Source organism: Modestobacter sp. URMC 112 (assembly GCF_053502575.1).
The window spans coordinates 4,633,738-4,656,559 of the sequence record NZ_CP199957.1 but is presented as its reverse complement, the minus strand read 5'-3'; the positions used below and the strand labels follow the sequence as shown (position 1 = coordinate 4,656,559).

Below are 22,822 nucleotides of genomic sequence, written 5' to 3'. Positions count from 1 at the left end.
CATGACCCACCCGACCGCCGATCCGGCGGCCGCCCCGTCCGTCGACATCTCCGCCGAGCTGGTGACCGTCGTCATCCCGGCGCGCAACGAGGAACGGTCCATCCGCGACTGCGTCGCGTCCATCCAGGCGCAGACGCACCGCAACCTGCAGATCATCGTGGTCGACGGCGCCTCGGACGACGAGACCGCGAGCATCGTCAAGGAGATCGGCGACGCCGACCCCCGTGTGCAGCTGCTGATCAACCCCCAGCGGGTCATCCCGGTGTCGCTCAACATGGCCGTCGCCGCCGCCGAGGGGCCGTGGCTGGTGCGCGTCGACGCGCACGCCACCGTGCCCCCGGAGTACGTCGAGCGGGCCGTCCGGCACCTGGTCACCGGCCAGTGGGGCGGCGTGGGTGGCCGCAAGGACGGCGTGGGCCGCACCGCCGCCGGCCGGGCCATCGCCGCCGCCATGGCCTCCCGCTTCGGCGTGGGCGGCTCGACGTACCACCACGGCACCACGGTGCGGACCGTGGAGCACGTCCCGTTCGGCGCCTACCCGCTCTCGGTGATCCGGGAGCTGGGCGGCTGGGACGAGCGGCTGCGGGTGAACCAGGACTTCGAGTTCGACTACCGGGTGCGCGAGTCCGGCCGGGACCTGCTCTTCGACCCCGAGCTGCGGATCGACTGGGAGTCCCGGCAGACCATCGGCGACCTGTACCGGCAGTACAAGCGCTACGGGTCGGGCAAGGTCCGGGTCGCCCGGCTGCACCCGGCGTCCCTGCGGGTGCGGCACCTGATGGCGCCGGCCCTGGTGGCCGAGCTGGCCCTGGCCGCCGTCACGGCGCCGCGGCACCCCGCCCGTGCGGCCGCCATGGTGCTGCCGTACGCGGTGGCGCTCGGGCTGGCCAGCCGGCGGACCGCGGCCGAGCTGGACGAGGAGGCCCGGCCCTGGGTCGCGCCGGCCTTCGCGGCCATGCACGTCGGCTGGGGGCTGGGTTTCTGGCAGGGCGTCACGGAGACCGTGCGGGACGTGGTCCGCGGCCGCGGCCGGACGGACCTCAGCACCCCGCGCTGACGGAGCACTCCGCGCTGACGACACGACGGCGGCCCGGGTCCTCGAGGACCCGGGCCGCCGTCGTGTCGTGCAGTGGTCAGCCGAGCCAGTCGCTGAAGCCGAACTGGCGGCCGAAGCCGGCCTTGGAGGCGACCGGGCCGAGGCTCACGCCGTACGCGGCGTTGATCTCGTGCGGGATGTACTGGTTGACGCTGTACCGGGGCGCGTAGCCGCCGTTGTCCCGGAGGAAGGTGGCCGCGCGCAGCAGCCCCTTGTTGCCCCACGACCACACGTCGGTGTAGCCGGCCCGCTCGAGCAGCCGGGCGCTCATCGTGGCCCCGCCCAGGACCTCCCACGAGTAGGTCAGCCCGGTGGCGTCGATGGAGGGGTACGCGCCGCTGCGGCTGATGTCCTCGACGATGGCGCCGCCCTTGGCCCCGCACGCCGCGTTGATCGGCGTCCAGGTCGCCTCGCCGCAGCTCCAGGCCGGGTCGTAGGCATTGGTGTGCCGGAAGCCGGCGTAGGAACCCCGGTCGCCGACGAACCCGCGGAAGACGACGGCCGCCCGGTGCAGGTCGGTGGTGTCGCCCAGGTAGGCGCTGATCGCGATCCTGCTGGCCATGGCCCAGGCCCCCCAGTTGCTGGGGCTGTCCTCGCTCGTGCCGGTGAGGGTCACCCAGCGGCCGTGGTTGCCGAAGTCCTTCGTCCGCATCCCGCCGATCCAGGACCGGAAGGCGGCGTCGCGGTAGCCGACCAGGTCCGCAGCGATGGCGTAGCCACCCAGCTGGCGGCCCACCGAGAGGGCGCGGGCGCCGCTGAGCGAGGCGCCGGGCAGGCGCTGCAGGCTGCTGACCACCGCGGCGCGCTGGGCGGCGTCCCCGGTGCGGGCGTAGACGAGCGCGGCGGCCAGCGTCCGGGCGGAGTGGGTGTTGTCCTGGTTCACCAGGTCCACGCCGCCGGACTGGTCGTTGGCGGCGCTCAGCAGCGTCGTCCACGCGGTGCCGGACGTGGGCAGCGAGGCGACCGAGGCGAGCATGCCCGCCCCGGCGTTGGTCTGCGGGGCCACGGCCGCCACGGTAGCCGGGGCGGACGACGTGGAGGTCGCGGAGGTCGACGAGGTCGAGGACCGTGAGGTCGACGACGAGCTCGTGCTACCCGCGGCCGCGGAGGTGCTGCCGGCGGTCGTGCTGGGCGCGCTGCTGGTGGTCCCTGCGGCGGTCGTCCCCGGGGCGGTGGTGGTGCCCGCGGCGGTGGTGCCCGGGGCGGAGTTCGCGATGGTCACCGAGCCGGCGGTGATGGCTCCGACGACCAGCTGGTCGATGGTGAGGGTGCCGCCGCCGGCCGGCGGGGCGGCCGTGGTGGCGCCGGCCGCGGTACCGGCCGCGGTCGGGTCCGCGACGCCCGGGACGCCCGGGACGCCCTGCACGCCCTGGACCCGCTGGGCCCGGCTGACCTGGTCGCCGGCGGGGCGCTCGGCGATCGTGAGCCCCGCCTGGGGGCCGGTGGACCGGAGCTTTCCGGCGAGGAGCGCCTCCGCCGGGCCGCCGGGGACGGCGACGAGTGCGAGGACCGCGCAGGCACCTGCTGCGACGAGTCGACCGCGACGGGGCCGGCTGTCGGCGGCGGGGGGTACCGGTGTGCCGGCGGCACGCCGATGGGGAACCCGGTGGGGTGCGTCGTCGTCCTGCTGCTCAACGCTGACGGGGCAGTGTCGGCCCATGCCGGGATCTCCTGGTGCACTGGCTGGTCGGGGAAGGACGACGCGACCAGGGCACCCTCGAACACGGCGTGGGACCGGTGGCCGGTCACACGTCGTGTCCGTTCGGAGGAACCCGCCGTGGCGGGGAGGGTTGCTGCTCTGCTGGGCCCGGTCCGTACGAGGGACCGGTCTGCCAGCCGGCTGGAGGGCTGCTCTGGCCTGTCGCTGGGCAGAACCGTACGGCCGGGACGGCAGGCAGGGAAGGGACGAGAGCCGGGATCTGTGACCGGTCCGTGATGCAGGTGTCACGGATCGTCACTGAAAAAGGCGCCCTGTGGGCGTCCTCAGGACAAAAGCGCAGGTTCTGCTGCCGCGCACGGAGCGGAGTGTCGCCGTTACGGCGTGCTACTGGACCGGTGGTCACATTCCGTGATGTGCAGGTCGTGAGCGCACCAGTCACCCGAGTCACACGAGTCACAGGGTCGGCCCGGGCTGCCGTGCTGCCGGGGCGGTCCGAGGTCGGCAGACGTGGCTCCGCGGGCCGATGCCCGGGCGCGGAGGGCAGCCGCAGCGTGCACCCGCCCTCAGTCACGTCCGGTCTGCCGACCGGGCGAGCAGCACAGCCGGTGCGGACACGGGCCGTCCGACGGGGGGGGGGGTGGGCTGTGTGGTGGTGCGCGAACGAGCGCGGCGCGGGACCGGACCGGTCCCGCGCCGCGCTCGTTCGGTGAGCTCCCCGTCAGGCGGGGAGGGTTGCTGCCCTGCTGGGCTCGGTCGGGACGAGGGCCCGGGTCGCCAGCCGGCTGGAGGGCTGCTCCGGCCGGTCGCTGAGCACGACCGTGACGGCCGGGATGTCGGACAGGGAGCCGACGAGCGCCGTCAGCTGGGACGCGTCCGTGACGCTGGTGGTGCCGACGGTCACCAGGACCAGGACGGCGTCGGCGTTCCGGAGCAGGACCCCGAGACTCTGGTGCCGGGAGGGGATGGGCGCATCGACGACCACCCGCGCCCCGGCATCGAGCTGCGACAGCGCGTGACCCGCAGAACCGGATCGCACGGGGAGGTCGAGTCCCGCGGGCAGCACCGTCAGCCCCGCGGCGGGGCCCTCCTCGGCGAAGACGAGCGCCTCGTCCGGCGTGAGGTCGCCGCGGACGCACTCGGCCAGGCCCACGGACTTGTTCAGCCCCAGGTGGCGGGTGAGCCGGCCGGTCTCGAGGTCTGCGTCGACGAGGACCACGGGGCCGTCGCCCTGGGCCAGCGACCGGGCGAACTGCACGACGAACGCGGAACGCCGGTTGCCGGACTCGGGAGCGATCAGCAGCGTGCGCCGGGGGACGCCCCGGGTGCCCAGCGCCGCGGGCAGCGTGCTGGTCAGGGCGTCCATGACGTCGGCCGGGTGGACCAGCGAGCGCTTGCGGTCGGTGGTCACCGGGCCGGCGAGGGCGAGGGCGGGCAGGCCGGTGGCCTCCTCGGCGTCCTGGACGCCGCCGACCAGACGGTGCTGCTGGCGGTAGAGCACGGCGCCGATGACGCCGATGATCAGCCCGAGCAGGGCCGCGATCAGAGCGTTGCGCAGGATCGGGGAGGGCATCTCGGTGGTCAGCACCGTGCCCCCGCCCCACGGCTGGATGGCGTAGTTGGGAGCCAGCTGGCCGGCCTGGCCGGCCTCCAGCCGCGTCACCTGCTCCTGGAAGACGGGCAGGATGGCCTGGGCGGTCGCGATGCTGCGTGCCGCGTCGACGTCGACGTAGGTGACGGTCAGCACCGACGACCCCGGCGGCCGCTCCACGCTCAGGCTCGCCGCGATCTCGTCGGCGGGCAGCGGCGAGCTCACCCGCTCGCGCAGCGCCTCGCCCACCACCTCGCTGTTGACGAGGGCGATCATGGTGCGCACCAGCGTCTCGGTGTCGTTGGCCCCCGCGCTGGTCTGCACGACCATCGTGACGCGGGACTGGTGCTCGGTCGGGGTCCGCTGGGTGACGAGAGCCGCGATGGCTGCCGCGCAGAGGGCGAGGGTGAGCACCGGCAAGGCGAAGCGCCGTAGCTCGGCCATGATCCGGCGCATCGAGCCGGACGGGCGCATGGTGCTGGGGCTGTGGACGGTGCTCAGTTCATGCTCCTGGGGTGCAGGTCCGCGAACCGGGTCGAGGAGGTCGTTGGCAGGGAGTGGGAGGATGGGGTGGCCACTGGGCATCGATGCTCAGGGAGAGCGACCGGGGACCGCCTGGTGCGGTGCGTTGCCGTCGGTGCGCTCGTCGGGTCCACGGCTCCGGGGCACCGGCGAGGTGGCCTGCGCTGCACGGAACGGTGACGATGCTGTGGACGAAGGGCCTCCTCTCGGCCCTTAGGATACCGAGACCGCATGGCATCTCCGGTCCTGCGCGCGAATGCCACACTATGGAGGTACGTCTGTGCATGCGAGGGCCGATCGTCGGGTGGAGGTCGTCCTCGTGGGCCAGGCCGCCCCAGCGCGGGGCGGGATCGCCTCGTTCATGGCCAACCTCTTGGGCGACGGTGACCTTACCCGCCAGGTGGACTACCGACTGCTGAACGTGACACGTCAGGCAGAGCGGTCGGCGGGAGTGCTCTCGGTGGAGAACGCCCGCCACGCCGTCGAGGACGCCGTCCGTTGCTTCCGCGCCGCGCGTTCCGCCGACGTCGTCCACGTCCAGACGGCGCTGCTGCCCGTGCTCCCCCTCGTCCGGGCGCTCGCCCTGTGCGGCGCCGGGCGCCTGGCCGGTGCCGGTGTGCTCTGCCACGTGCACTCCGGCCGGCTCAACTCCGGGCAGGAGGAGGCCTTCCAGCCCACCCGCGCCTACCGGGTGCTGCTGCGGCTGCTCCGGGCGGCCACCCACCGCGTGCTCACCGTCGCCGCTCCGGGTGAACGGGCCCTGCGGGCGCTGGTGCCCGAGCTGTCCGTGGCGACCGTGCACAACGCGGTGGACGCATCGGCCTACGCGGCCGCCGACCCGTCAGTGCAGCCGCCCGTGGCCGTGTACGTGGGCACGCTCAGTCGCCGGAAGGGGATGCACGACCTCGTGGCGGCACTGGAGCTGCTCCGGGACCGCGGCGTCACCCTGCCGCTCGACGTGGTCGGCGGTGGGCACGAGGTGGGGGAGGCGCAGGCGGACGAGCTCCGGCAGCGGATCGCGGCCTCCGGCCTGCCCGTCCGACTGCTCGGCTCCCAGCCACCGGACGAGGTGGCCCGCCTGCTGCAGCGCGCGCAGCTCTTCGTCCTGCCGTCGCACTGGGAGGGGCAGCCGATCGCCATCCTCGAGGCGATGGCCAGTGGCCTCCCCGTCGTGGTGACCGACGTCGGCGCCAACTCCGACGTCGTCCGGGACGGGGTCGACGGCCGGGTCGTGCCCAGTCACGACCCCGGAGCCCTGGCCGACGCCCTGGAGGAGCTGGTCCGCGACGCCGACGGCCGCGTCCGGATGGGGGCCAGTGCCCGGGCCCGCGCCCAGGAGGCGTACGACCGGCCCGTGCTGGCCCGGCGGATGGTGCAGGAGTACGCGGACGTCGCCGCCCGCGGTCGGCGCTCGCGGAGGTCCTCGCGCGCATGAGGCTGCTCGTCGTCGCGGAGAGCCCGCCCACCACCGACCCGGTGCACGGCAACGGGTCGACCATGATCACGGCCGAGGTCCTCCGCCGGCTGCCGGACGACGTCGAGCTCGACCTCGCCTACTTCGCCGACCGCCCCGGCGCCGTGGACCCGGCCGTGCTCGCGCGCGCCGGACGGGTCCTGCCCCTGTCGCTGCGCGACGGCCGTGTCGCGCTGCTCGCCCAGCCCGCCACCAGGCTGCCCCGGGCGTCCTGGCAGCGGGCGGGCCACCGCGCCGACCTCCAGGACTGGCTGAGCCGCAGCGACGTCACCTACCTGCACGGACTGCACACCTTCCTCCTGCTGAGCAGGGCGTCCGGCCCCGTGGTCGCCAACGAGGTGGACCCGTGGTCCGACTACTGGACCGAGCGCGCGCACGGGCGTTCGGGTCCGTCGGCCTGGTACGACCGACTCCAGGCCCGGCGGGCCCGGCGGCTGGAGATGCTGGCCGGCCGCCGGGCGGCGGCCGTCGTCGTGGTCAACCCCGCCGACGCGGAGCGCCTGCGCGCGCGGACCGGCGGCAACGTCGTCGCCATCCCGAACGGCATCAGCCGGGTCGCACCGGCGGGGGACGCCGTGGCGCCCGACCCGAACACGATCGCCTTCGTCGGGACGCTGGACTACCCCCCCAACGTCGAGGCGGTGAACCGTCTGGTGCGCGACGTGCTGCCGCTCGTGCGCGAGGAGGTGCCCGACGTGCGGGTGCTGCTCGCCGGACGCCGACCCGTGCCGGACGTGCAGGCGCTCGCCGGGCCAGGCGTGCAGGTCCTCGGCGACGTACCGGACGTCGGGGCGGTCTTCGCCCGGGCCCAGCTCGCGCTCTACCCCGGGCGCACCGGTCGCGGCACCAAGAACACCGTGGCCGAGGCGGTGAGCGCCGGGTGCCCGGTGGTCGCGTCGGTGGAGTCGGGGAGGGGCCACGGGACCGGCGAGCACCTGCGGGTCGGCAGCACCGACGCCGACCTCGCCGGCGCGGTCAGCGCCCTGCTCGTCGACCCGGCGGCTGCCCGCCGGGCCCGGCAGGCGGCGGCCTCGACCGCCCTGGGTGGCTGGGACGACGCGGCCGCCCGGTACGTGGAGCTGTTCAGGTCGGCTGCCGATGCCCGTTCCTGACCCGTCGCGCGGCTGGCTGGGTCGACGATCCGCCAGGGCGTTCCTGGTCCTCACCGTCGTCGCGCTGGCGGTGATCGGCATCGTGCTGCTCACATCGCGCGGAGGGGAGCAGCCCGGCGGCGGGCCGGTCGTGAGCAGGCCGACCGAGCCCACGGCGCCGCCGATCGTCGGGGAGGAGTACGCGGTCTCCCCCGACGGGGACGACGAGGCGAGCGGTTCTCCGGACGACCCGTGGCGCACCCTGCAGCACGCCATCGAGCAGTTGCGGCCCGGCGACCGGCTCACGGTCGCCGACGGACGGTACCGGGAGAACGTCGAGGTGGAGGTCCGCCCGGGCAGGGAGGACGCCCCCGTGCAGGTCGTCGCCGCCGATGGGGCGCGCCCGCTGGTCGTCGGTCTCCTCTGGCTCGAGGACCTGGACTGGTGGGACGTCCGCGGGGTCAACGTGACCTGGGACGACGACAACGGGGACAGCGACCACATGGTCAAGCTCACCGGCGGTGTGGGCTGGCGGTTCGCCGACGCGGAGCTGTGGGGCGCCAGGTCGACCGCCGCGCTGCTCGTCGCCGGTGAGCCCGAGGACTTCACGCTCAGCGGCCTCTACGTCCACGACACGAAGCCGACCAACGACAACAACCAGGACCATCTGATCTACCTCAACTGCGGCACCGGGGGCGGGGTCCTGGAGCGGAGCATCCTCGCGCACAGCGACAACGGCCGGGCCGTCAAGGTGGGCACCGCCGACGAGGGCGACGGTGAGGTCGGCAACATCGTGATCCGGTACGTGACCATGGTGGACAACCAGGGCCCCTCGAACGTGCAGCTCGCCTGGGAGGCCTCCGGGGTCACGGTCGAGAACAGCATCATGGTCGGCAGTGCCGAGGGCCGGAACAGCGTGACCGCGTTCCAGCTGGACGGGACCGACAACGTCGTCCGCGACAACGTGAGCTGGGACTCGGCCGGCGTCCTGGACGACGACCCGGGGCTGCAGGACGGCGGCGGCAACCTCCGGATCGACCCGCGGCTGAGCGGTCCGGATGCCGAACGGCCGTACTACCCGCGGGCGCCCGAGGCCCAGGCCTACGGACGGTGGGCCGCGGACCAGTGACTGGCCTCCCTCGACCGGGTCGGCGTCCCCGCCCGTCGTCACGGAGAGCCACTACTGTCGCCTCCGTACCGGGGCCAGCGCCCGCCAACAGCAGGAAGAGGACCCCTTCGGTGTCGATCACCTCATCGGTCGCCCAGCGCGTCACGGCCGCGCAGGAGGTGTGGCACCGCAGCCCGGGAGTCCGCCGCGCCGCCGTCCTCTTCCCGGTCGCGGTCGCGGTGGTCGCGCTCCTGCTCTACGCCGTCGCGCCGTCCGCCTACTTCTTCTTCGTGATGGACTACTCGGTCGTGGAGGACCTGCAGTTCCTCTTCTACCTGCTCGGCTCGGTGTGCGCGGTCGTGGTGTCCCGCCGGCTCTCCCGCGGCGGGCACCGGTCGGTGGCGTTGCTCTACGCGGTCGGTGCTGCCGCGTTGTTCCTCGTCGCCGGCGAGGAGGTGTCCTGGGGGCAGGAGCTCTGGGAGCGGGTCATCCCGGGCTTCCCGGACTCCGCGGACCTCATGAGCGTCAACGCCCAGGGCGAGACGACGCTGCACAACCTGCATGGTGTCGGCAAGGTGCTGAACGCGGTGTTCTTCCTGATCTCCGTGTACGGCGTCCTCAGCCCCCTCGTCCGGGGCGCCACCCGGCGCGCGGGCACCCGCTCCCTGCTCACCTTCGGTCGGGAGACCCTGCCGTCGTTCGCCGTCGCCGCGTCCTTCTTCTCCGTCTACTACGCCCTCATCCTGTCCGGCGTGATGGAGACGCTGCGGGAGACGAGCTACGAGACGACGTACCGGGCCGTCCTGCGGTACCAGGAGGTCGCCGAGCTGGGCATCGCCTTCGGGATCCTGCTCCACCTCTGGCTGCTCATCAGCGAGGACCGGACGTAGGTCCTCCCCCGGACGCCGGTTCCCCGGCGCCGCCCGGGGGACGGCCCCGGGCGGCGGTGCTCAGCTCGACGGCGCGGCGCTCTCCAGGGCCGGGTCCGCGGTCGGGCTCTCGCCATCGGCAGCACGCGGGATGGCGCTGAGCGCGGCCGCCAGGCCCGCGAGCATCCACAGCAGCTTGCTGTTGGGGATGGACAGGAAGAAGGCCGCGACGCAGAAGGCGACGAGCATCGGCAACAGCGCGGCGACGGCCGCGCTGCGGTGGCGCCGGGCGGCCTGGTAGAGGTTCCACCCGGTCAGTGCGAGGAACAGCACCAGCAGGCTCAGGCCGAACACACCCGTCTCGGCTGCCGCCTCCAGGTAGATGTTGTGCACCGAGATGCCCTCGCCGAACAGCAGGTGGCTCTTCACCAGCTCGACCCCGGGCTCGGTGGTCAGCAGCTCGATGCTCTGCGTCTTGAAGCTCCCGGAACCGATCCCGAACCACGGGTGGTCGAGGAACGAGCGCCAGGCCACCAGCCAGATGTCGATGCGCCCGCTGGCCCGGTCCGCGGCCACCCGCTCGGGGGAGTAGCGGTAGTTGGACAGGACGACGGCGAGCACGCCCCCGGTCATCGCCGCGGCCGTGAGCGGCAGCAGCAGCCACCGGCGGCGGTGCGTGCCCGCCTGGTAGAGCGCGGTGACGACCAGCGCGATGAGGGCGCCGCGCGACTCCGACGCCACGATGGACGCCACGATGGGCAGCATCGTGAGGGTCCAGCCCACCCGACGTGCCCCGCCGGCCAGCTTCGCCAGCGCGATCGCGGCCGGGATGGCGGCCACCTGGTACAGCGCGAAGATGTTGGCGTCCCCCTGCAGCCCGACCGCCCGCGCGTCGGGCGTGAAGACCTGGGCCAGGCCGACGAAGGACGCGAAGGTGGCGCCGAGCACGTACGTCACGAGCAGCCGGTGGACGTGCTGGACCCGGGTGACCAGGAGGGCGAAGCCGGCGAAGTAGGCCAGCGCCAGGGCCATCGACCCGACCTCGAAGGCCCACTCGCCCATGGACCGGGCCCAGAGACCGCTGGTGAAGATGCCGAGGAACAGCGCCACCCCGGGCAGCCAGACGATGGGGCGCCAGTCGGGCAGGCTCAGCCGGCCGGACAGCAGCCGGAACCCGAGGACGACGACGATGCCGACGGCCATCAGCCGTCCGATGCTCGCCGGGCCCAGGTCCAGCCCCTCGATGAAGGGCGCGAGCGCGATGGCGTGCAGGATCCCACGCTCGGAGTAGTAGGTGAACAGGACGGCCGCGACCGCCCCGACCGCCAGGAGTACCCACAGGGCCCCGCCGAAGCCGACGGCCACCCCGGTGGCGAGCGCGGCGGTGCCGCCCATGAGGGGCAGGCCCACGTCCTCCCACCGCCTCTGCGGCAGAACGGCGCCGTCGGTCGGTGGGACGACGGGGTTCAGCGTTGTACGTTCCAGGGACATCCGGCACCCTCCTCCCGGACATCGTAGCCATGGTGCCCGGGCCATCCGGGGCGTTCGGGCGCCGGCCCACCCCCGAACGGGTGGCCGGGGCGGTCCCTGTCCGGACTGCCGAACGGGGAGTGACGACCCGCGCCCTGGGTCAACCGGTGCTGTCGGCGAGGGCGGCCGTGACCGTTGCGACGTTCCGGGCCACCCACCGGTCGTCGCGCGCCAGCGAGGGGTTGCGACGCAGGTCCGAGGCGAGCTGACCCAGCCACCAGGCGGTGCCCACGGTGGCCCGCGCCGGGGCGTCGGAGCCCCAGGACGGCCAGTGGCGCCGGGCCAGGTCGGCGAACGGGGAGGCGTCCCAGGGCCGGCGCAGCCACACCTCGCCGAGCGCCGAGCGGGTGCGGATCCGCTCCTCGGTGGCCAGCAGGTGCAACAGGTCGACGCCGGGCAGGCCGGCTGGGCTCCAGGCGTCCCAGTCGACGACGCCGGTGAGCTCGTCGCCCCGGGCCAGCAGGTTGCCCGCCCACAGGTCGCCGTGCCGGAGCCGGCCCTGGGCGGCCAGCGCCGACGAGGTGACCGTCCCGGCGATCCGGCGCACGTCGGCCGCACAGGACGGGACCGCGACGGCGATCACCTCGGCGTCGGCGGTGGCGTCGACCGGTCCGTCGGCACGGGGCAGCGCGGCGGTGAAGGCGGCGACCCGGTCGGCCAGCGCGGGGGACACGGCCGACGGGCGGCTGCCGGGCAACGCGGCCTCCAGGGACCAGACGACGTCGTCGCGCACGCCGGAGGCGAGCAGCGCGGGGACGTGCAGGACGCCGGCAGCGGCCAGCCGGCGCAGCCCGGCGGCCGAGCCCGACGGGTCGGCCGGGCCGCCGGCCAGCCCCATCCGGAGCAGGCCCCGGGTGTCCCCCCGGGTGACCATCGCGCGGACGGCGCCGTCCGCGCCGACCCCGAGGGGCGAGGCCAGGACCGCGCCGGCGTCGTCGAGGACCCGGTCGAGGACGACCGGGCGACCGGGCTCGGGGAGCGCGGCCACCAGTCCCCGGCCGGCGGCCCGGCGCAGCCGGTCACGGGTGCCGGGGGCCAGCGAGCCGCGGGTGGGCCGGACGACGGTGGGCCGGCGGCGGGCAGCGGCCGACGCGACGGCGACCGTGGCGGTGGCGCGCAGCCGGCGAGCGAGCTGGGACAGCAGCACCGGTGGCCCGCCCCCGGCCGGGGCCCAGGGCAGCGCCGCGAGCGGGGCCGCCCCCGGTCGGCCGTCGGCCGGGCCGAGCAGGTGCAGCAGCGTGGCGAGCTCGGCACCGGGCCGGGGGTGGACGCCGGACCCGCCGCCTGCCGGGGCGCCGGCCGTCACGCCGGTGGCCAGCCGCGCCGGCGGCCCAGGGCCTCCCAGAGCACGTGCCGGGCCCGCGCCACGGTGTCCTCGAGAGCGCCGCCGGCGTCGACGAGCGTGGCACCGCGGGGGACCAGGCGGTCCCGGTACCCCTGCCGCCAGCGCTCCAGCCGTTCGGGGGTGTGCTCGCCCTTGCGCCGGTAGAGCAGCTCACCCGGGGCGTCGAGCACCACGACGGCGTCCGGTGCCGGCACGACGCGGGTGGCCAGGAACCGCTCGACGGCCGACCCCACCGGGGTGCGCCGCGGCTGGACCGCGACCGCGTCCAGCGGGTGCCGGTCGGCCAGGACGACGTGGCCCCGCCACGCGGCCGTCTGGGCGCGGAGCAGTGCCGGTGCCCAGCCGGCCAGCTTGCGCAGCAGGAACCCCACCTCCCTGGCGGTCTGGAGGGGGCCGCTGGGCGGTGTCGCCGGGGGAACGGTGGCGGTGCCACCCGCGCCCGCCGCTTCGGCGGTCTGCGAGCGACGGTCACCGAGGTAGACCTGGGTGACGCCCACCGGGAGGGTGGCCGCCAGGGCGGAGGTGACGGTGCCCTTCCCGGCGCCGTCCGGACCCAGGACCGCCACGATGCACCCACGGCGCCGCAGCCCGACCGGCAGCGCGCGGGTCAGCCGCTCCAGCGGGGTGGTGACCTCCCGCCGGCCCGCGGCGCGGTGCTCGGCGTGCTGCCGGGCGTCGGACTCGGCGACCAGCCAGACCCCGTCCACCCGCCGCCGCCGGTCCAGCAGCGGCCCGGTCCCGCTGCGCTGCGTGCCGTACCGGAGCTCGGTGACCACGTCGAGCTTCACCCACGTGGCGTCCGCCGCCTCCCGCAGGTAGAAGCGGTGCCCCCGGTGGCCGGGGGCCCGCAGCTCGCGCCAGCCGGCCGCCGTCAGGGCGCGGTCGAGCCGCGCGAGGTCCGTCGGCCGGACCAGCACGTCCAGGTCGGCCGCCGGGTCGGTGACCGTCAGGTCGCCGTTGCGGAGGGCGTGCTCGACCCCGGCGGCGTCCAGCGCCGCCAGTGCGCCCCGCACCAGCGCCGACCTGCTGCCGGCCGCCTCCGTCCCGACCACCTGGCTCATCGTGGGTTCTCCTCCCGTGGTGCCGCTGGGGCCGTCGTCCGGCCCCAGCGGCTCCCGGGAGGGGAACTCAGGCGCCGGGCCGGAGTGCCAGAGTCTGCCCGATGCCCGCGGCGCTCCCGTTGGCAGTGGTGGTGAACGGGCCGGCCGTGGTGCCGCTGGTGGTGGTGTCCGCCGCGTCGGCGGTGACCTTGTAGGTCGCCGTGCTGGGCGTGGTGATCTCGCTCCGCTCGGCCAGCGGCGCTGCCGGGGCGAGCGTCGCGGTCCGGGCCTGGCCGGCGAAGGTCAGCACCCGGGAACCCGCCACGCTGGCCACGGCCGGACTGGTGATGGCCGTGCCGGTCGAGAGCGCGGAGCCCGAGGCCACCACCGGGTTGGCGGCGTCCACCCCCCGGTAGGCCAGCACCTGGACCACGTTGGCCTGCGCCGAGCTCAGCGTCCAGGTGGAGGCGTTGCTGGTGGTGGCCGGCCGGACGAAGACCGTCTGCTGCATCGTCGACCCGGTGGCGTCCCGGCGGACCAGGGTCCAGCCCGCCGGGGTGGCGACCGTCGGCGCGCCCCGGCTGGAGACCACGGCGACGAGGACGTCCCCGGTCGTCGCGCCGGCCGGCGCGGCCACCGCGGTGCTGTTCGTCGCCCCGGTCGCCGTCGCCGAACCCACGAAGGTGACCCCCGAGCCCGGCTGCTCCGTGCCCGCCTGCGTGGTCACCGAGGTCGCCGGCGAGGACTGGGCGGAGACGTTCCCGGCGGCGTCGACGGCGGCCACCGTGTAGCTGTAGGTGGTGGAGGCGGTCAGGCCGCTGTCGGTGTAGCTGGTGCCGGTCGGGGTGCCGACCTGGGTGCCGTTGCGGAACACCCGGTAGCCGGTGACGCCGACGTTGTCGGTGGACGCCGTCCAGGACAGCGCGACCGAGGTCGGGCTCGGCGACGAACCGGTGACGCCGGTGGGCGCGGCCGGTGCGGTGGTGTCCCCGGTCGACCCGCTCGTCGTGGTCACCGACGTCGCCGGCGAGGACTGGGCGGAGACGTTCCCGGCGGCGTCGACGGCGGCCACCGTGTAGCTGTAGGTGGTGGAGGCGGTCAGGCCGCTGTCGGTGTAGCTGGTGCCGGTCGGGGTGCCGACCTGGGTGCCGTTGCGGAAGACCCGGTAGCCGGTGACGCCGACGTTGTCGGTGGACGCCGTCCAGGACAGCGCGACCGAGGTCGAGGTCGGCGTGCCCTTGACCCCCGTCGGTGCCGCGGGCGCCGTGGTGTCCGGCGTCGGCGTCGTGCCACCACCCAGCGACAGCTCGCCGTGGTAGTAGCGGGCGGTGTCCTCGTCGCTGGCCAGCACGACGATTCCGGTGGCCGCGGTGACCGTCTGCTTGGTCGTGCTGGGGTTGTTGATGCTGGCGCCGGACCACTGGACGAAGGGGGCGCCCCTGCCGCTGGCGAAGGCCAGCGAGCCCAGCGGGGTGGACTTGTAGTAGACCGTGCCGCCGCTCTCGGTGGCCATGAACACGTACAGCCGGCTGTTGGTGCCGTCCAGCAGGATCTGCGGGCGGGTGAGGTTGTCGACCTTCTGGGCGGCCGTCGCGTTGGTCCAGCTCCCGGTCGAGGAACGCTGCAGGACGACGATGCTGGGGTCGGTGGAGCCGGTGCGGGAGGTCTTGACCGCCGCGAAGATCCGCCCGGAGTTGTCACCCTGCAGGGACTTCAGGTTCAGGTGGTCGTCGGCGTTGTTGGAGCCGGTCAGCGCGTTCTCGAGGGTCCAGCCGGCGGTCGGTGCGGCCGAGTCGGCGTGCACGGCGAAGCGCATGACGTCCTGGTCCTGGTCGGACCACATCACGCCGACCTTGCCGGCGAAGGCGATGACCCCGGCGATGTCGTCGGAGGAGACGGTGTTGTCCGACACGGGCACGAGGAACGGGGTGCCGAAGGTGAGCCCGTCGGTCCCGGTGTTGGTCACGTACACCCGCCGGGGCGAGCCCTGGGTGTAGGCGGCCCAGAGGCGGCCGGTGGTGTCCTTGGCGATCGACATCGACTCGGTGCCGCCGTTGCCGAAGGTCTTGCTGTACTCCCGGGTGTAGGTGTCCGTGCTGGCGTTGTAGGAGAACCGGATGGCACGCATGGCGCTGCCGGTCCGGCTGCCCACGTAGAGCTTGCTGCCGTCCCAGAGCGCGTCGCCGGTGCTGCTGGTGCGCTCGTCGACGACCGTCCCGGTGTTGACCCAGCGGTGGTCGGCCCCGAGCCGGTGGATGTAGACGCCGCCGGTGGCGGTCATGAGGGCCCACCAGGAGCCGTCGTTGTACCAGAGCTTGCTCTGCGGCTTGTCCGCGGTCGCGGCGAACCCGGGTCCCGGGTAGGTGGGGCCCTGGTAGGTCACCGGGTCGGCGGCCCGGGCTGCGGGTGCGCCCTGGACCTGCAGGGTGAGCATGGCGACCACGAGAGTGGCGAGGAGCCACAGGCTGCGGGTCCGGGTGGGGACCGCAGCGGGCAGAGCGGTGGTGGCAGGCACGTGACCTCATCGGACGTCGGGGCGGCCGGACCCGGCCGCGAAGCCCGATGAATATGCACAACCCCTCAGGGGTAGGACAACGAGTCGGCCATCGGGTCGCTACGCGCCGCAGCCGCGCCGGGAAGCCGTCACGGGACTGAATCGGATCGCCACGCCTCGTGGTCGTTCTGGCCGGAGGGCGCCGCATGCCCACCCGCTGCCGCCGCCGGGCGGGTGCGTCTGCCCTGCACCATGGACAGCACCTCGGTGTGCAGGGTGGGGGCGGCCAGCCGCAGGACGAGGGCTCCCGCCAGCCCCCCTGCCAGCACCGCGACGGCGAGCACCAGCGCGTCCGGTCCGGGGAGCAGCGTCACGACCAGCAGCGCCGCGCCACCGGCTCCCAGGCCGCCGGCTACACCGGGGGCCGCCGCCCGCACCAGCTGCGACCAGCGGCCGCCCATCACCCGCAGGGCGACGCCCTGCATCAGCACCACGAAGAGCGCGGCGGCGGCCGCCTGGGTCCAGGCGACCCCGACGATCCCCCAGCGGGTGGCGTAGACCAGCGCCGGCACCAGCAGCACGAGCCGCAGCAAGGAGATCTTGACCGAGATCCCCGGCCGTCCCAGCGCCTTGTAGAGGTCGTTGGCCCCGGCACCCAGTGACCGGAAGGCCGCGTACAGCGCCAGCGGCACCAGGGCGGCCACCGCCGGGCCCCACTGGTCCCCGAGCAGGACCGGGACGAGCACCGGTGCCACGGCGGCGACCCCGAGGCCGGCGCAGACGCCGTAGGTGGCCTGGATGCGCACGCTGGTGAAGTAGCCGCGGCGCAGCCGCTCGGGGTCCTCCCGGGCCTTGGAGTACAGCGGGAACGTCACCGACGACACGACGAAGAAGACGTTGATGATCAGCAGCTCGGGCATCCGGAAGGCCATCGTGTAGTAGCCCAGGGCCTCGGTGCCCAGTTCCCGGCCGACGATCAGGTAGTCGATGTCGAAGATGAGCTTGGCCAGCAGCATGCCGCCGGCGGCGGGCAGGCCGTACCCCAGGACGGCGCGCACGGCCGTGCGCTCGGCCCGCCACACCCGGGCGTCCGGGCGGTCGGGGAGCAGCACCCAGGTGGCGACGGCGTAGACGACCGCGCCGACGACGGTGCCCCAGACCAGGGCCAGTGCCCCCATGCCCAGGGAGGCCAGCACGATCGAGACGACGCCCAGCACCACCGACCGCAGGACGGCGGAGGCGCTGAGCCGGCGGAACTGCAGGTCCCGCCGCATCAGCGCCTCGGGCACCGAGGCGACCGCGCCGGCCAGCAACGAGATGCCCAGCAGCCGGATCAGCGGTGCCGCGTCCGGCTCGCCGAACAGCGCGGCGACGGCCGGAGCGGCGACCACGGCGCCGCCCAGGAGGAGCGCTCCGGAGGCGAGGGCGGTCAGCAGGGCGGCTCGTGCGGTGGCCACGGTCCGCGGCAGGTAGACCAGCGCCTGCGCCACCCCGAGGTCGGCGAAGGAGTCGGCGTAGGTGATGAACACCATCGCCAGGGCCACCAGGCCGAAGTCCTCCGGGACCAGCAGCCGGGCCAGGACGAGCGTCGTGGCGAGGACGCTGAGCTTGCCGAACAGGTAGGACGACCCCTGCCACGCCATCCCGGACGCGGCGGAGCCGCGCAGCGAGGGGTTGCGCGGCGGTTGTGGTCCCGCTTCCCGGGCCGTCGACGTCACCGTGCCCCGCTCACGCGCTCGGCCGCAGGGTCACGGTCTGGCCGACGCCACCGGACGAGCCGTTCGCGGTCGTCGTGTAGGGCCCGGCGGTGGTGCCCGGAGCCGTCGCGTCGCCGGCGGCGGCGGTGACCTTGTAGGTGGCCGTGCCCGGGGTGGTGACCTCGCTGCGCTCCACCAGCCGGGCGTCGGGGGTCAACGGGGTGGTCCGGGCGATCCCGGCGAAGGCGATGACCGGGCCGCCGGTGACGCCGGCCGCGGCAGGGCTGGTCACGGTCGCCGTCGTCGAGGTCGCCCCGGCCGACGCCACCACCGGGCTGGTGGTGGAGACGCCGCGGTAGGCCAGCACCTGCACGACGGTGCTCTGCGCCTTGCTGAGGGCGAACGTCGCCGACCCGTCGGTGCTGGTGGCGACCTTCACGAAGACAGCTTGACGCATGGTCGAGCCGTTGGCGTCCACGCGGACCTGGGTCCACCCGGTCGGGGCGGAGATCGTGGGTGCGCCGCGGGTGGCGACGGCAGCGACGAGGACGTCGCCGGTCTGCACGCCGGCCGGGGAGGCGACCGCGGTGCTGGTCGTCGTCCCCGTCGCCGTGGCGGCCCCGACGAACGTGGCCGGACCCGTGGCCGGGGGAGGAGCGGTGCTGCCGGCCGGCGTCGTCACCGTGGCGGGGTCCGACACCGGTGAGACGTTGCCGGCCGCGTCGACCGCGTGGACCGTGTAGGAGTACGTCCCCGACGCCGTGAGACCCGGGTCGGAGAAGGTCGTCCCCGTCGTCGTCCCGACCTGCGTCGCGGCCGCCGTGCCGGTGCTCCGGAGGACCCGGTACCCGGCCACCCCGACGTCGTCCGTGGCCGGCTGCCAGGAGACGGTGGCGGAGGTCGGCGAGGTGGCCTGGGCGGTCACCTGCTGCGGCGCGGTGGGCGGGGTGGAGTCCGGAGCGGGCGTGAGCGGCGGTGCGGACCCGAGGTACAGCTCACCGTGGTAGTAGCGGCCGTTCGTGTCGTCGGTGGCGAGGACGACCAGGCCGGTGCTCCCGTCGACCGCCTGCTTGGTCGTGCTGGGGTTGTTGACCTTCACGTTCGGCGTGGACACGAAGGGGGTGCCCTTCCCGCCGGTGAAGGCGAGCTGCCCGAGGGGGGTCCGCTTGTAGTAGACGATCCCGCCGCCGTTGCTCTCCGGCGACGTCATCAGGACGTAGAGCTGCCGGTTGGTGCTGTCCAGCGCGAGCTGGGGACGGGTCGCGTTCTCGGCCTTGGTCGCCGCGACCGCACTCGTCCAGACGCCCGCGGAGGTCCGCTGGTGGACGACGATGCTGGGCTCGCCGGAGCCGTCGTTGGACGTCTTCGTCGCGGCGTAGATGCGGCCCTGGTCGTCCTCGAGGAGTGACTTGAGGTTGATGTGGTCGTCCGCGGCGAGGCCGCCCGTGTAGGCGTCCTCCATCGTCCAGCTGGTGTCCGGCGCGGTGTCCACGTGCACCGCGAAGCGCATGACCTGGCTCTGCTGGTCGGAGTACATGACGCCGACCTTGCCGCCGAAGGCGATGACGGCGGAGATGTCGTCGCTGCTGAGCGTGGTGTCGGGCACCGGGATGACGAAGGGCGCGGTCCACGTCGTGTCACCGGTCGTGGTGTGGGCCACGTAGACCCTGCTGCCCTGGGTGTAGGTGACCCAGAGCCGGGACAGGCCGTCCCGGGCGATCGTGATCGACTCGCTGCCGCCCTTGCCGATGGTGATCGGGAAGCCGGCGTCCAGGGAGTAGACGTCCGTGGTGCTCTCGTAGGACATCCGGACCACCCGGAGCGTGCCGGCGGAGCCCGAGACGCGACTGGAGACGTACAGCTTGCCGCCCTCCCACAGGGCGTCCCCGGTGCTGGCGGCGCGGTCGTCCACGACCGTGCCGGTGTCCTGCCAGACGTGGTCCCGCAGGCGGTGGACGGTGATCGGTCCGCTGGTCGAGCGCAGCAGCCCCCACCAGGCGCCGTCGTTGTGCCAGAGCTTGCTCTGCGGCTTGTCCGCGGACGGCGGACCCCCCGCCACCGGGTAGGCCGGCCCCGCGTAGGTCACCGGCACCGCGTCCGCCGCGGCGGCGGCCGGCGCCCCCGCGGTGTGCAGGGTCAGCAGGCCCAGCACGATCGCGATCAGCGCAGCCGTCACGCGCGCGGGGACCGGCGTCGGGCGCACACTGCTGGACTGCACGGCGGACATGCACACCTCGGGAGAGATCGGGGGCTGGCTGAGCCGTGGGTCTCCCGGGAGCGGGGACGGCTGGGACTCTGAGCTGATCGTGACAGGAAGGGGACGCTCAGTCGCTCCCCAATGTGCGGGGTCGCGTCACGGGGCGGACAGGATGCCCCCGAGCGACAACTCCGCGTGGTAGTAGCGGCCGTTGTCCTTGTCGCTGGCCAGGACGACGAGCGGCACCGCCGGGTCGAAGGTGTTCCTGGTGGTCGTCGCGTCGTTGAGGATGACGCCCTCCCACGCGAGCAGGAGCGACCCCTTGCCGGGGGAGAAGCGCAGGTCGGCGGTGTCGGCGATCTTGTAGTGCAGCACGCCGCCCGTCTGGGGGGAGGTCGCGACCATGATCAGGTGCCGGCCGTCCGCGGTGATGGCCAGCTGCGGACGGGTCATGTTGTTCGCCACCGTCGCTGCGGTGTGCACCGTCCAGGCGCCGGAGGGGTCACGGCGCAGCACCTCGAGCAGCGGGCTCTCCGGTGCCTCGTCGTCGTCGCCGAGCGACGTCTTGACCGCGGCGTAGACGTCCCCGGTCGGGGACACGGCGAAGTTGATGTGCCCGTCGGCGATGTTGATGCCCTGGTCCACGACCTCGTTCTCGGCCCACTGGTCCACCGGCGCGGTGTCCTGACGGGAGGCCCAGTGGAAGGAGTCGGCGGTCTGGTTGGACCACAGCACGCCGATCTGGCCGGCGAACTCCACGATGGCGGTCGCGTCGTCGTCCGCGACGCTCTCCCCGCCCTTCAGCGTCACGGGCTGGGTGAACTGCTGACCGCCGGGTGCGCTGTTGTTGATCCACACCCGCCCGTCGGCGACCCAGGTGGCCCACACCCGGTCGACGGTGTCCACGGCGATGGTCAGGGACTGACCTCCGCCGATGGCGATCAGCTGCGGCGCCGGGGTCGACGGCGTCCAGACGCGGTCCGCCCCGTAGGTGTAGCGCTGCAGCAGCAGCTGGCCGGTGGAGGTGCGGGAGGCGATGTACAGGGTCTCGCCGGTCCACACCACGTCGGCGTTGCTCTGCGAACGGGCGTCCACGAACACGCCGGTGTCCACCCACGTGCCCTCGCGCAGCTCGAAGATGCGCACCTCGAGGCTGTAGGGCTCGATCATCGGTGCCCACCAGGACCCGTCGTGGAACCACAGCTTGCTCTGTGCCTTGTCACGGGTGGCGCTGAAGCCCAGCTCCCCGTAGCTGTAGTCCTGGGACGCGACCGTGAAGGGGTCGAGCTGGACCCGGCGCTGGTCCTCCGGGACCGCCTCGGCCGGGTCCGGCGTGGGAGCCGCGGCGGTGGCGACGCTGCCGCGGGGCTTCTCGTCGCCGAGCACGCTGAACGCGATGGCGGTGATCGCCACGATGGCGATCAACGCGACCACGACGGACCCGATCGTTCTCCGCACGCGACGTGCCCTCCAGTTCCTCGGGCCGGCCGGCCTCGGTGGTGGTGCCGCACGCTGACGTGCAGCAGCTCCGGCGGCCCCGACACCCGGGTCGCCTCTCCACAGTAGAACCATCGCACGGTCGCGCAGGCTCAGGCAGACGTCGGTGCGCGGGTCAACCCCTCGACCGGGTGATGCCTGCCGATTCGGGACGCGCCTGACGTCCGGCCGGACCCGGCGCGGCCGTCAGCGGGAGGTGGAGGACGTCTGGGCTGTTTCCGAGGTGGTCTGGCTCGTCTCGGTGGTCGTCTCGACCGGGGGGTTCGTGGTCTCGACCGGGGGGTTCGTGGTCTCGACCGGGGGGTTCGTGGTCTCGACCGGGGGGTTCGTGGTCTCGACCGGGGGGTTCGTGGTCTCGACCGGGGGGTCCGTGGTCTCGACCGGGGGGTCCGTGGTCTCGACCGGGGGGTCCGTGGTCTCGACCGGCGGGGTGGTCGTCTGGACCGGCGGGGTCGTGGTCTGGACCGGCGGGGTCGTGGTCTGGACCGGCGGGGTGGTCGTCTGCACCGGCGGCGGGGTGGTCGTCGGGACCGAGGGAGGGGTCGTGGTGCCCGGCGGAGTGGTGCCGGGGGGCGGCGGAGCCGGAGGCGGCGTCGTGATCTTGCTGGGTGAGCTCACCGTCGTGGTGCCGCCGGACGTCGTCCGCGGGGCGGTCGTCGACGACGGGGCCGGCAGCGGGCGGGCCAGCCGGGCGGGGGTCTTCGCGGCAGTCGGGGTGTCCTGCTGCCGCGTGGTCGCCGGCGCCGGGCGCTCCGCTGCCGCGATCGAGGGCGAGACCTGCGACGGCTCGACGTCGGCCGCCGGGTCCTCGGTGCGGGACGAGGTCGACGGGATGGTGGTGGTGCGCGGTGTGGTCTCGGCCGGTTCCTCGACGTCCGGCTCGAACAGCGCCTCGGCGAGGCTGACCCGGTCGTCGGCGGGCCCCGGAGCCACGCTCTGCACCCCGCCGACGATGGCGATGGCGGCGCCGGCGACCCCGAGCAGGCCTGCCACCTGGCGGTTGTCGATCACGGCCCACCGGGACCGGCGGGCGAGCAGGGTCACCGCGGCGGGGGCGAGGAGGGCGAGCCCGAGCACCACCAGGGTGAGGCTGATGCCGGCGACGAGCACCACGGCGGTGAGGGCGGCGACGGCCATCGGCACGGTCACCGCCAGCAGCAGCCCCGCCGGCAGGTCGGCGACGTGCCTGCGCCGACGTCGGGCCGGCTCGTGGACGGGCCGCCGGCCGGGTGCCGACTGGTGCCCCCCACCCAGTGGTGCGGCTGGCATCTCTGTTCCTCCCAAGGTGTGGGTGGGCCGCGACCTGCGATCTCGCCCGTTCGGAGGACAGTGGACCGGAACCTGCCGGTCCACGGCAACCTAGGTCGTCGCGCCGACTCGCGCCAGTTCGGGAGCGGGGAGCCGGACCGGTGACCGGTGCGGGTCCGCGCAGAGGGTCGCCGCGGACCGGTCGCCGTGCCGGACGAGCGCCCCCAGGAAGCCGCCGGCGAGGAGCGCGAGCCCCAGCCAGGCGGGGATGAGCAGTGCAATCGTCATGCGACCGAGGATCGGCAGCGCAGTTGTCCGTGCGGTGAACGCGTGCCCACGGGGGGACGCACAGTGCGCCACCATCCG

At 74.2% G+C, this 22,822-nt stretch carries 16 protein-coding genes; 5 read left to right on the top strand and 11 right to left on the bottom strand.

Features of this window, described 5'->3' with window-relative positions; translation table 11 throughout:
* Position 1: 1 nt before the first annotated feature.
* Positions 2-1,057, top strand: a complete 1,056-nt coding sequence (locus tag ACWIX6_RS22150; protein WP_448614602.1) for a glycosyltransferase family 2 protein — start codon at positions 2-4, stop codon at positions 1,055-1,057.
* 76 nt (positions 1,058-1,133) lie between these two features.
* Here the strand turns inward: ACWIX6_RS22150 and ACWIX6_RS22145 are convergent, their stop codons facing one another.
* Positions 1,134-2,462 (bottom strand): hypothetical protein, encoded by a 1,329-nt coding sequence (locus tag ACWIX6_RS22145; RefSeq protein WP_448614601.1) that lies wholly within the window; start codon positions 2,460-2,462, stop codon positions 1,134-1,136.
* Positions 2,463-3,474: 1,012 nt separating this feature from the next.
* The gene (locus ACWIX6_RS22140; protein WP_448614600.1) at positions 3,475-4,818 is read right to left on the bottom strand and encodes a hypothetical protein; all 1,344 of its coding nucleotides are present in this window, start codon (positions 4,816-4,818) and stop codon (positions 3,475-3,477) included.
* Between the two features lie 352 nt (positions 4,819-5,170).
* Here ACWIX6_RS22140 and ACWIX6_RS22135 point away from each other — a divergent pair, with 352 nt between their 5' ends.
* The 4 genes from ACWIX6_RS22135 to ACWIX6_RS22120 all read left to right on the top strand — a co-directional run bounded on the left by ACWIX6_RS22135 (position 5,171) and on the right by ACWIX6_RS22120 (position 9,429).
* The gene (locus ACWIX6_RS22135) at positions 5,171-6,301 is read left to right on the top strand and encodes a glycosyltransferase family 4 protein (RefSeq protein WP_448614599.1); all 1,131 of its coding nucleotides are present in this window, start codon (positions 5,171-5,173) and stop codon (positions 6,299-6,301) included.
* Positions 6,298-7,452: a glycosyltransferase family 4 protein gene (locus tag ACWIX6_RS22130; RefSeq protein WP_448614598.1), complete on the top strand. Its 1,155-nt coding sequence runs from the start codon at positions 6,298-6,300 to the stop codon at positions 7,450-7,452. Before ACWIX6_RS22135 ends, ACWIX6_RS22130 begins: the two co-directional genes overlap by 4 nt.
* Positions 7,439-8,560, top strand: coding sequence for a hypothetical protein (locus tag ACWIX6_RS22125; RefSeq protein WP_448614597.1), 1,122 nt, complete (start codon positions 7,439-7,441; stop codon positions 8,558-8,560). Before ACWIX6_RS22130 ends, ACWIX6_RS22125 begins: the two co-directional genes overlap by 14 nt.
* Positions 8,561-8,670: 110 nt before the next feature.
* The gene (locus tag ACWIX6_RS22120) at positions 8,671-9,429 is read left to right on the top strand and encodes a hypothetical protein (protein ID WP_448614596.1); all 759 of its coding nucleotides are present in this window, start codon (positions 8,671-8,673) and stop codon (positions 9,427-9,429) included.
* A gap of 60 nt (positions 9,430-9,489) precedes the next feature.
* On the opposite strand, the gene ACWIX6_RS22115 is transcribed toward ACWIX6_RS22120, so the two are convergent.
* From ACWIX6_RS22115 to ACWIX6_RS22075, 9 genes are all read right to left on the bottom strand, one after another.
* Positions 9,490-10,818, bottom strand: a complete 1,329-nt coding sequence (locus ACWIX6_RS22115; RefSeq protein WP_448614595.1) for an O-antigen ligase family protein — start codon at positions 10,816-10,818, stop codon at positions 9,490-9,492.
* A gap of 220 nt (positions 10,819-11,038) precedes the next feature.
* Positions 11,039-12,244 (bottom strand): hypothetical protein, encoded by a 1,206-nt coding sequence (locus tag ACWIX6_RS22110; RefSeq protein WP_448614594.1) that lies wholly within the window; start codon positions 12,242-12,244, stop codon positions 11,039-11,041.
* Complete coding sequence (locus ACWIX6_RS22105; protein ID WP_448614593.1) at positions 12,241-13,344, bottom strand: hypothetical protein; 1,104 nt, start codon at positions 13,342-13,344, stop codon at positions 12,241-12,243. The genes ACWIX6_RS22110 and ACWIX6_RS22105 overlap by 4 nt, the downstream gene beginning before the upstream one ends.
* 67 nt (positions 13,345-13,411) lie before the next feature.
* Positions 13,412-15,838 (bottom strand): fibronectin type III domain-containing protein, encoded by a 2,427-nt coding sequence (locus ACWIX6_RS22100; protein WP_448614592.1) that lies wholly within the window; start codon positions 15,836-15,838, stop codon positions 13,412-13,414.
* A 128-nt stretch (positions 15,839-15,966) separates the two neighbouring features.
* The gene (locus ACWIX6_RS22095; protein WP_448614591.1) at positions 15,967-17,535 is read right to left on the bottom strand and encodes a lipopolysaccharide biosynthesis protein; all 1,569 of its coding nucleotides are present in this window, start codon (positions 17,533-17,535) and stop codon (positions 15,967-15,969) included.
* Positions 17,536-17,545: 10 nt separating this feature from the next.
* Entirely contained in the window at positions 17,546-19,741 is a 2,196-nt protein-coding gene (locus ACWIX6_RS22090) for a fibronectin type III domain-containing protein (RefSeq protein ID WP_448614590.1), read from the bottom strand.
* Positions 19,742-19,867: 126 nt separating this feature from the next.
* The gene (locus ACWIX6_RS22085; RefSeq protein ID WP_448614589.1) at positions 19,868-21,169 is read right to left on the bottom strand and encodes a hypothetical protein; all 1,302 of its coding nucleotides are present in this window, start codon (positions 21,167-21,169) and stop codon (positions 19,868-19,870) included.
* A gap of 225 nt (positions 21,170-21,394) precedes the next feature.
* Positions 21,395-22,477 carry a hypothetical protein gene (locus ACWIX6_RS22080; protein WP_448614588.1) on the bottom strand — a complete coding sequence of 361 codons (1,083 nt, stop codon included), beginning with the start codon at positions 22,475-22,477 and terminating at the stop codon, positions 21,395-21,397.
* Between the two features lie 90 nt (positions 22,478-22,567).
* On the bottom strand, positions 22,568-22,744 hold the full coding sequence (locus tag ACWIX6_RS22075; protein WP_448614587.1) for a hypothetical protein: 177 nt from the start codon (positions 22,742-22,744) through the stop codon (positions 22,568-22,570).
* Between the last annotated feature and the right edge of the window lie 78 nt (positions 22,745-22,822).

What these genes read in the sequence shown, in the direction of transcription:
- ACWIX6_RS22150 (WP_448614602.1), top strand. Translation starts at nt 2, where the DNA reads ATGACCCACCCGACCGCCGATCCGGCGGCCGCCCCGTCCGTCGACATC.
- ACWIX6_RS22140 (WP_448614600.1), bottom strand. Translation starts at nt 4,818, where the DNA reads ATGCGCCCGTCCGGCTCGATGCGCCGGATCATGGCCGAGCTACGGCGC.
- ACWIX6_RS22130 (WP_448614598.1), top strand. Translation starts at nt 6,298, where the DNA reads ATGAGGCTGCTCGTCGTCGCGGAGAGCCCGCCCACCACCGACCCGGTG.
- ACWIX6_RS22125 (WP_448614597.1), top strand. Translation starts at nt 7,439, where the DNA reads ATGCCCGTTCCTGACCCGTCGCGCGGCTGGCTGGGTCGACGATCCGCC.
- ACWIX6_RS22105 (WP_448614593.1), bottom strand. Translation starts at nt 13,344, where the DNA reads ATGAGCCAGGTGGTCGGGACGGAGGCGGCCGGCAGCAGGTCGGCGCTG.
- ACWIX6_RS22090 (WP_448614590.1), bottom strand. Translation starts at nt 19,741, where the DNA reads ATGTCCGCCGTGCAGTCCAGCAGTGTGCGCCCGACGCCGGTCCCCGCG.
- ACWIX6_RS22080 (WP_448614588.1), bottom strand. Translation starts at nt 22,477, where the DNA reads ATGCCAGCCGCACCACTGGGTGGGGGGCACCAGTCGGCACCCGGCCGG.
- ACWIX6_RS22075 (WP_448614587.1), bottom strand. Translation starts at nt 22,744, where the DNA reads ATGACGATTGCACTGCTCATCCCCGCCTGGCTGGGGCTCGCGCTCCTC.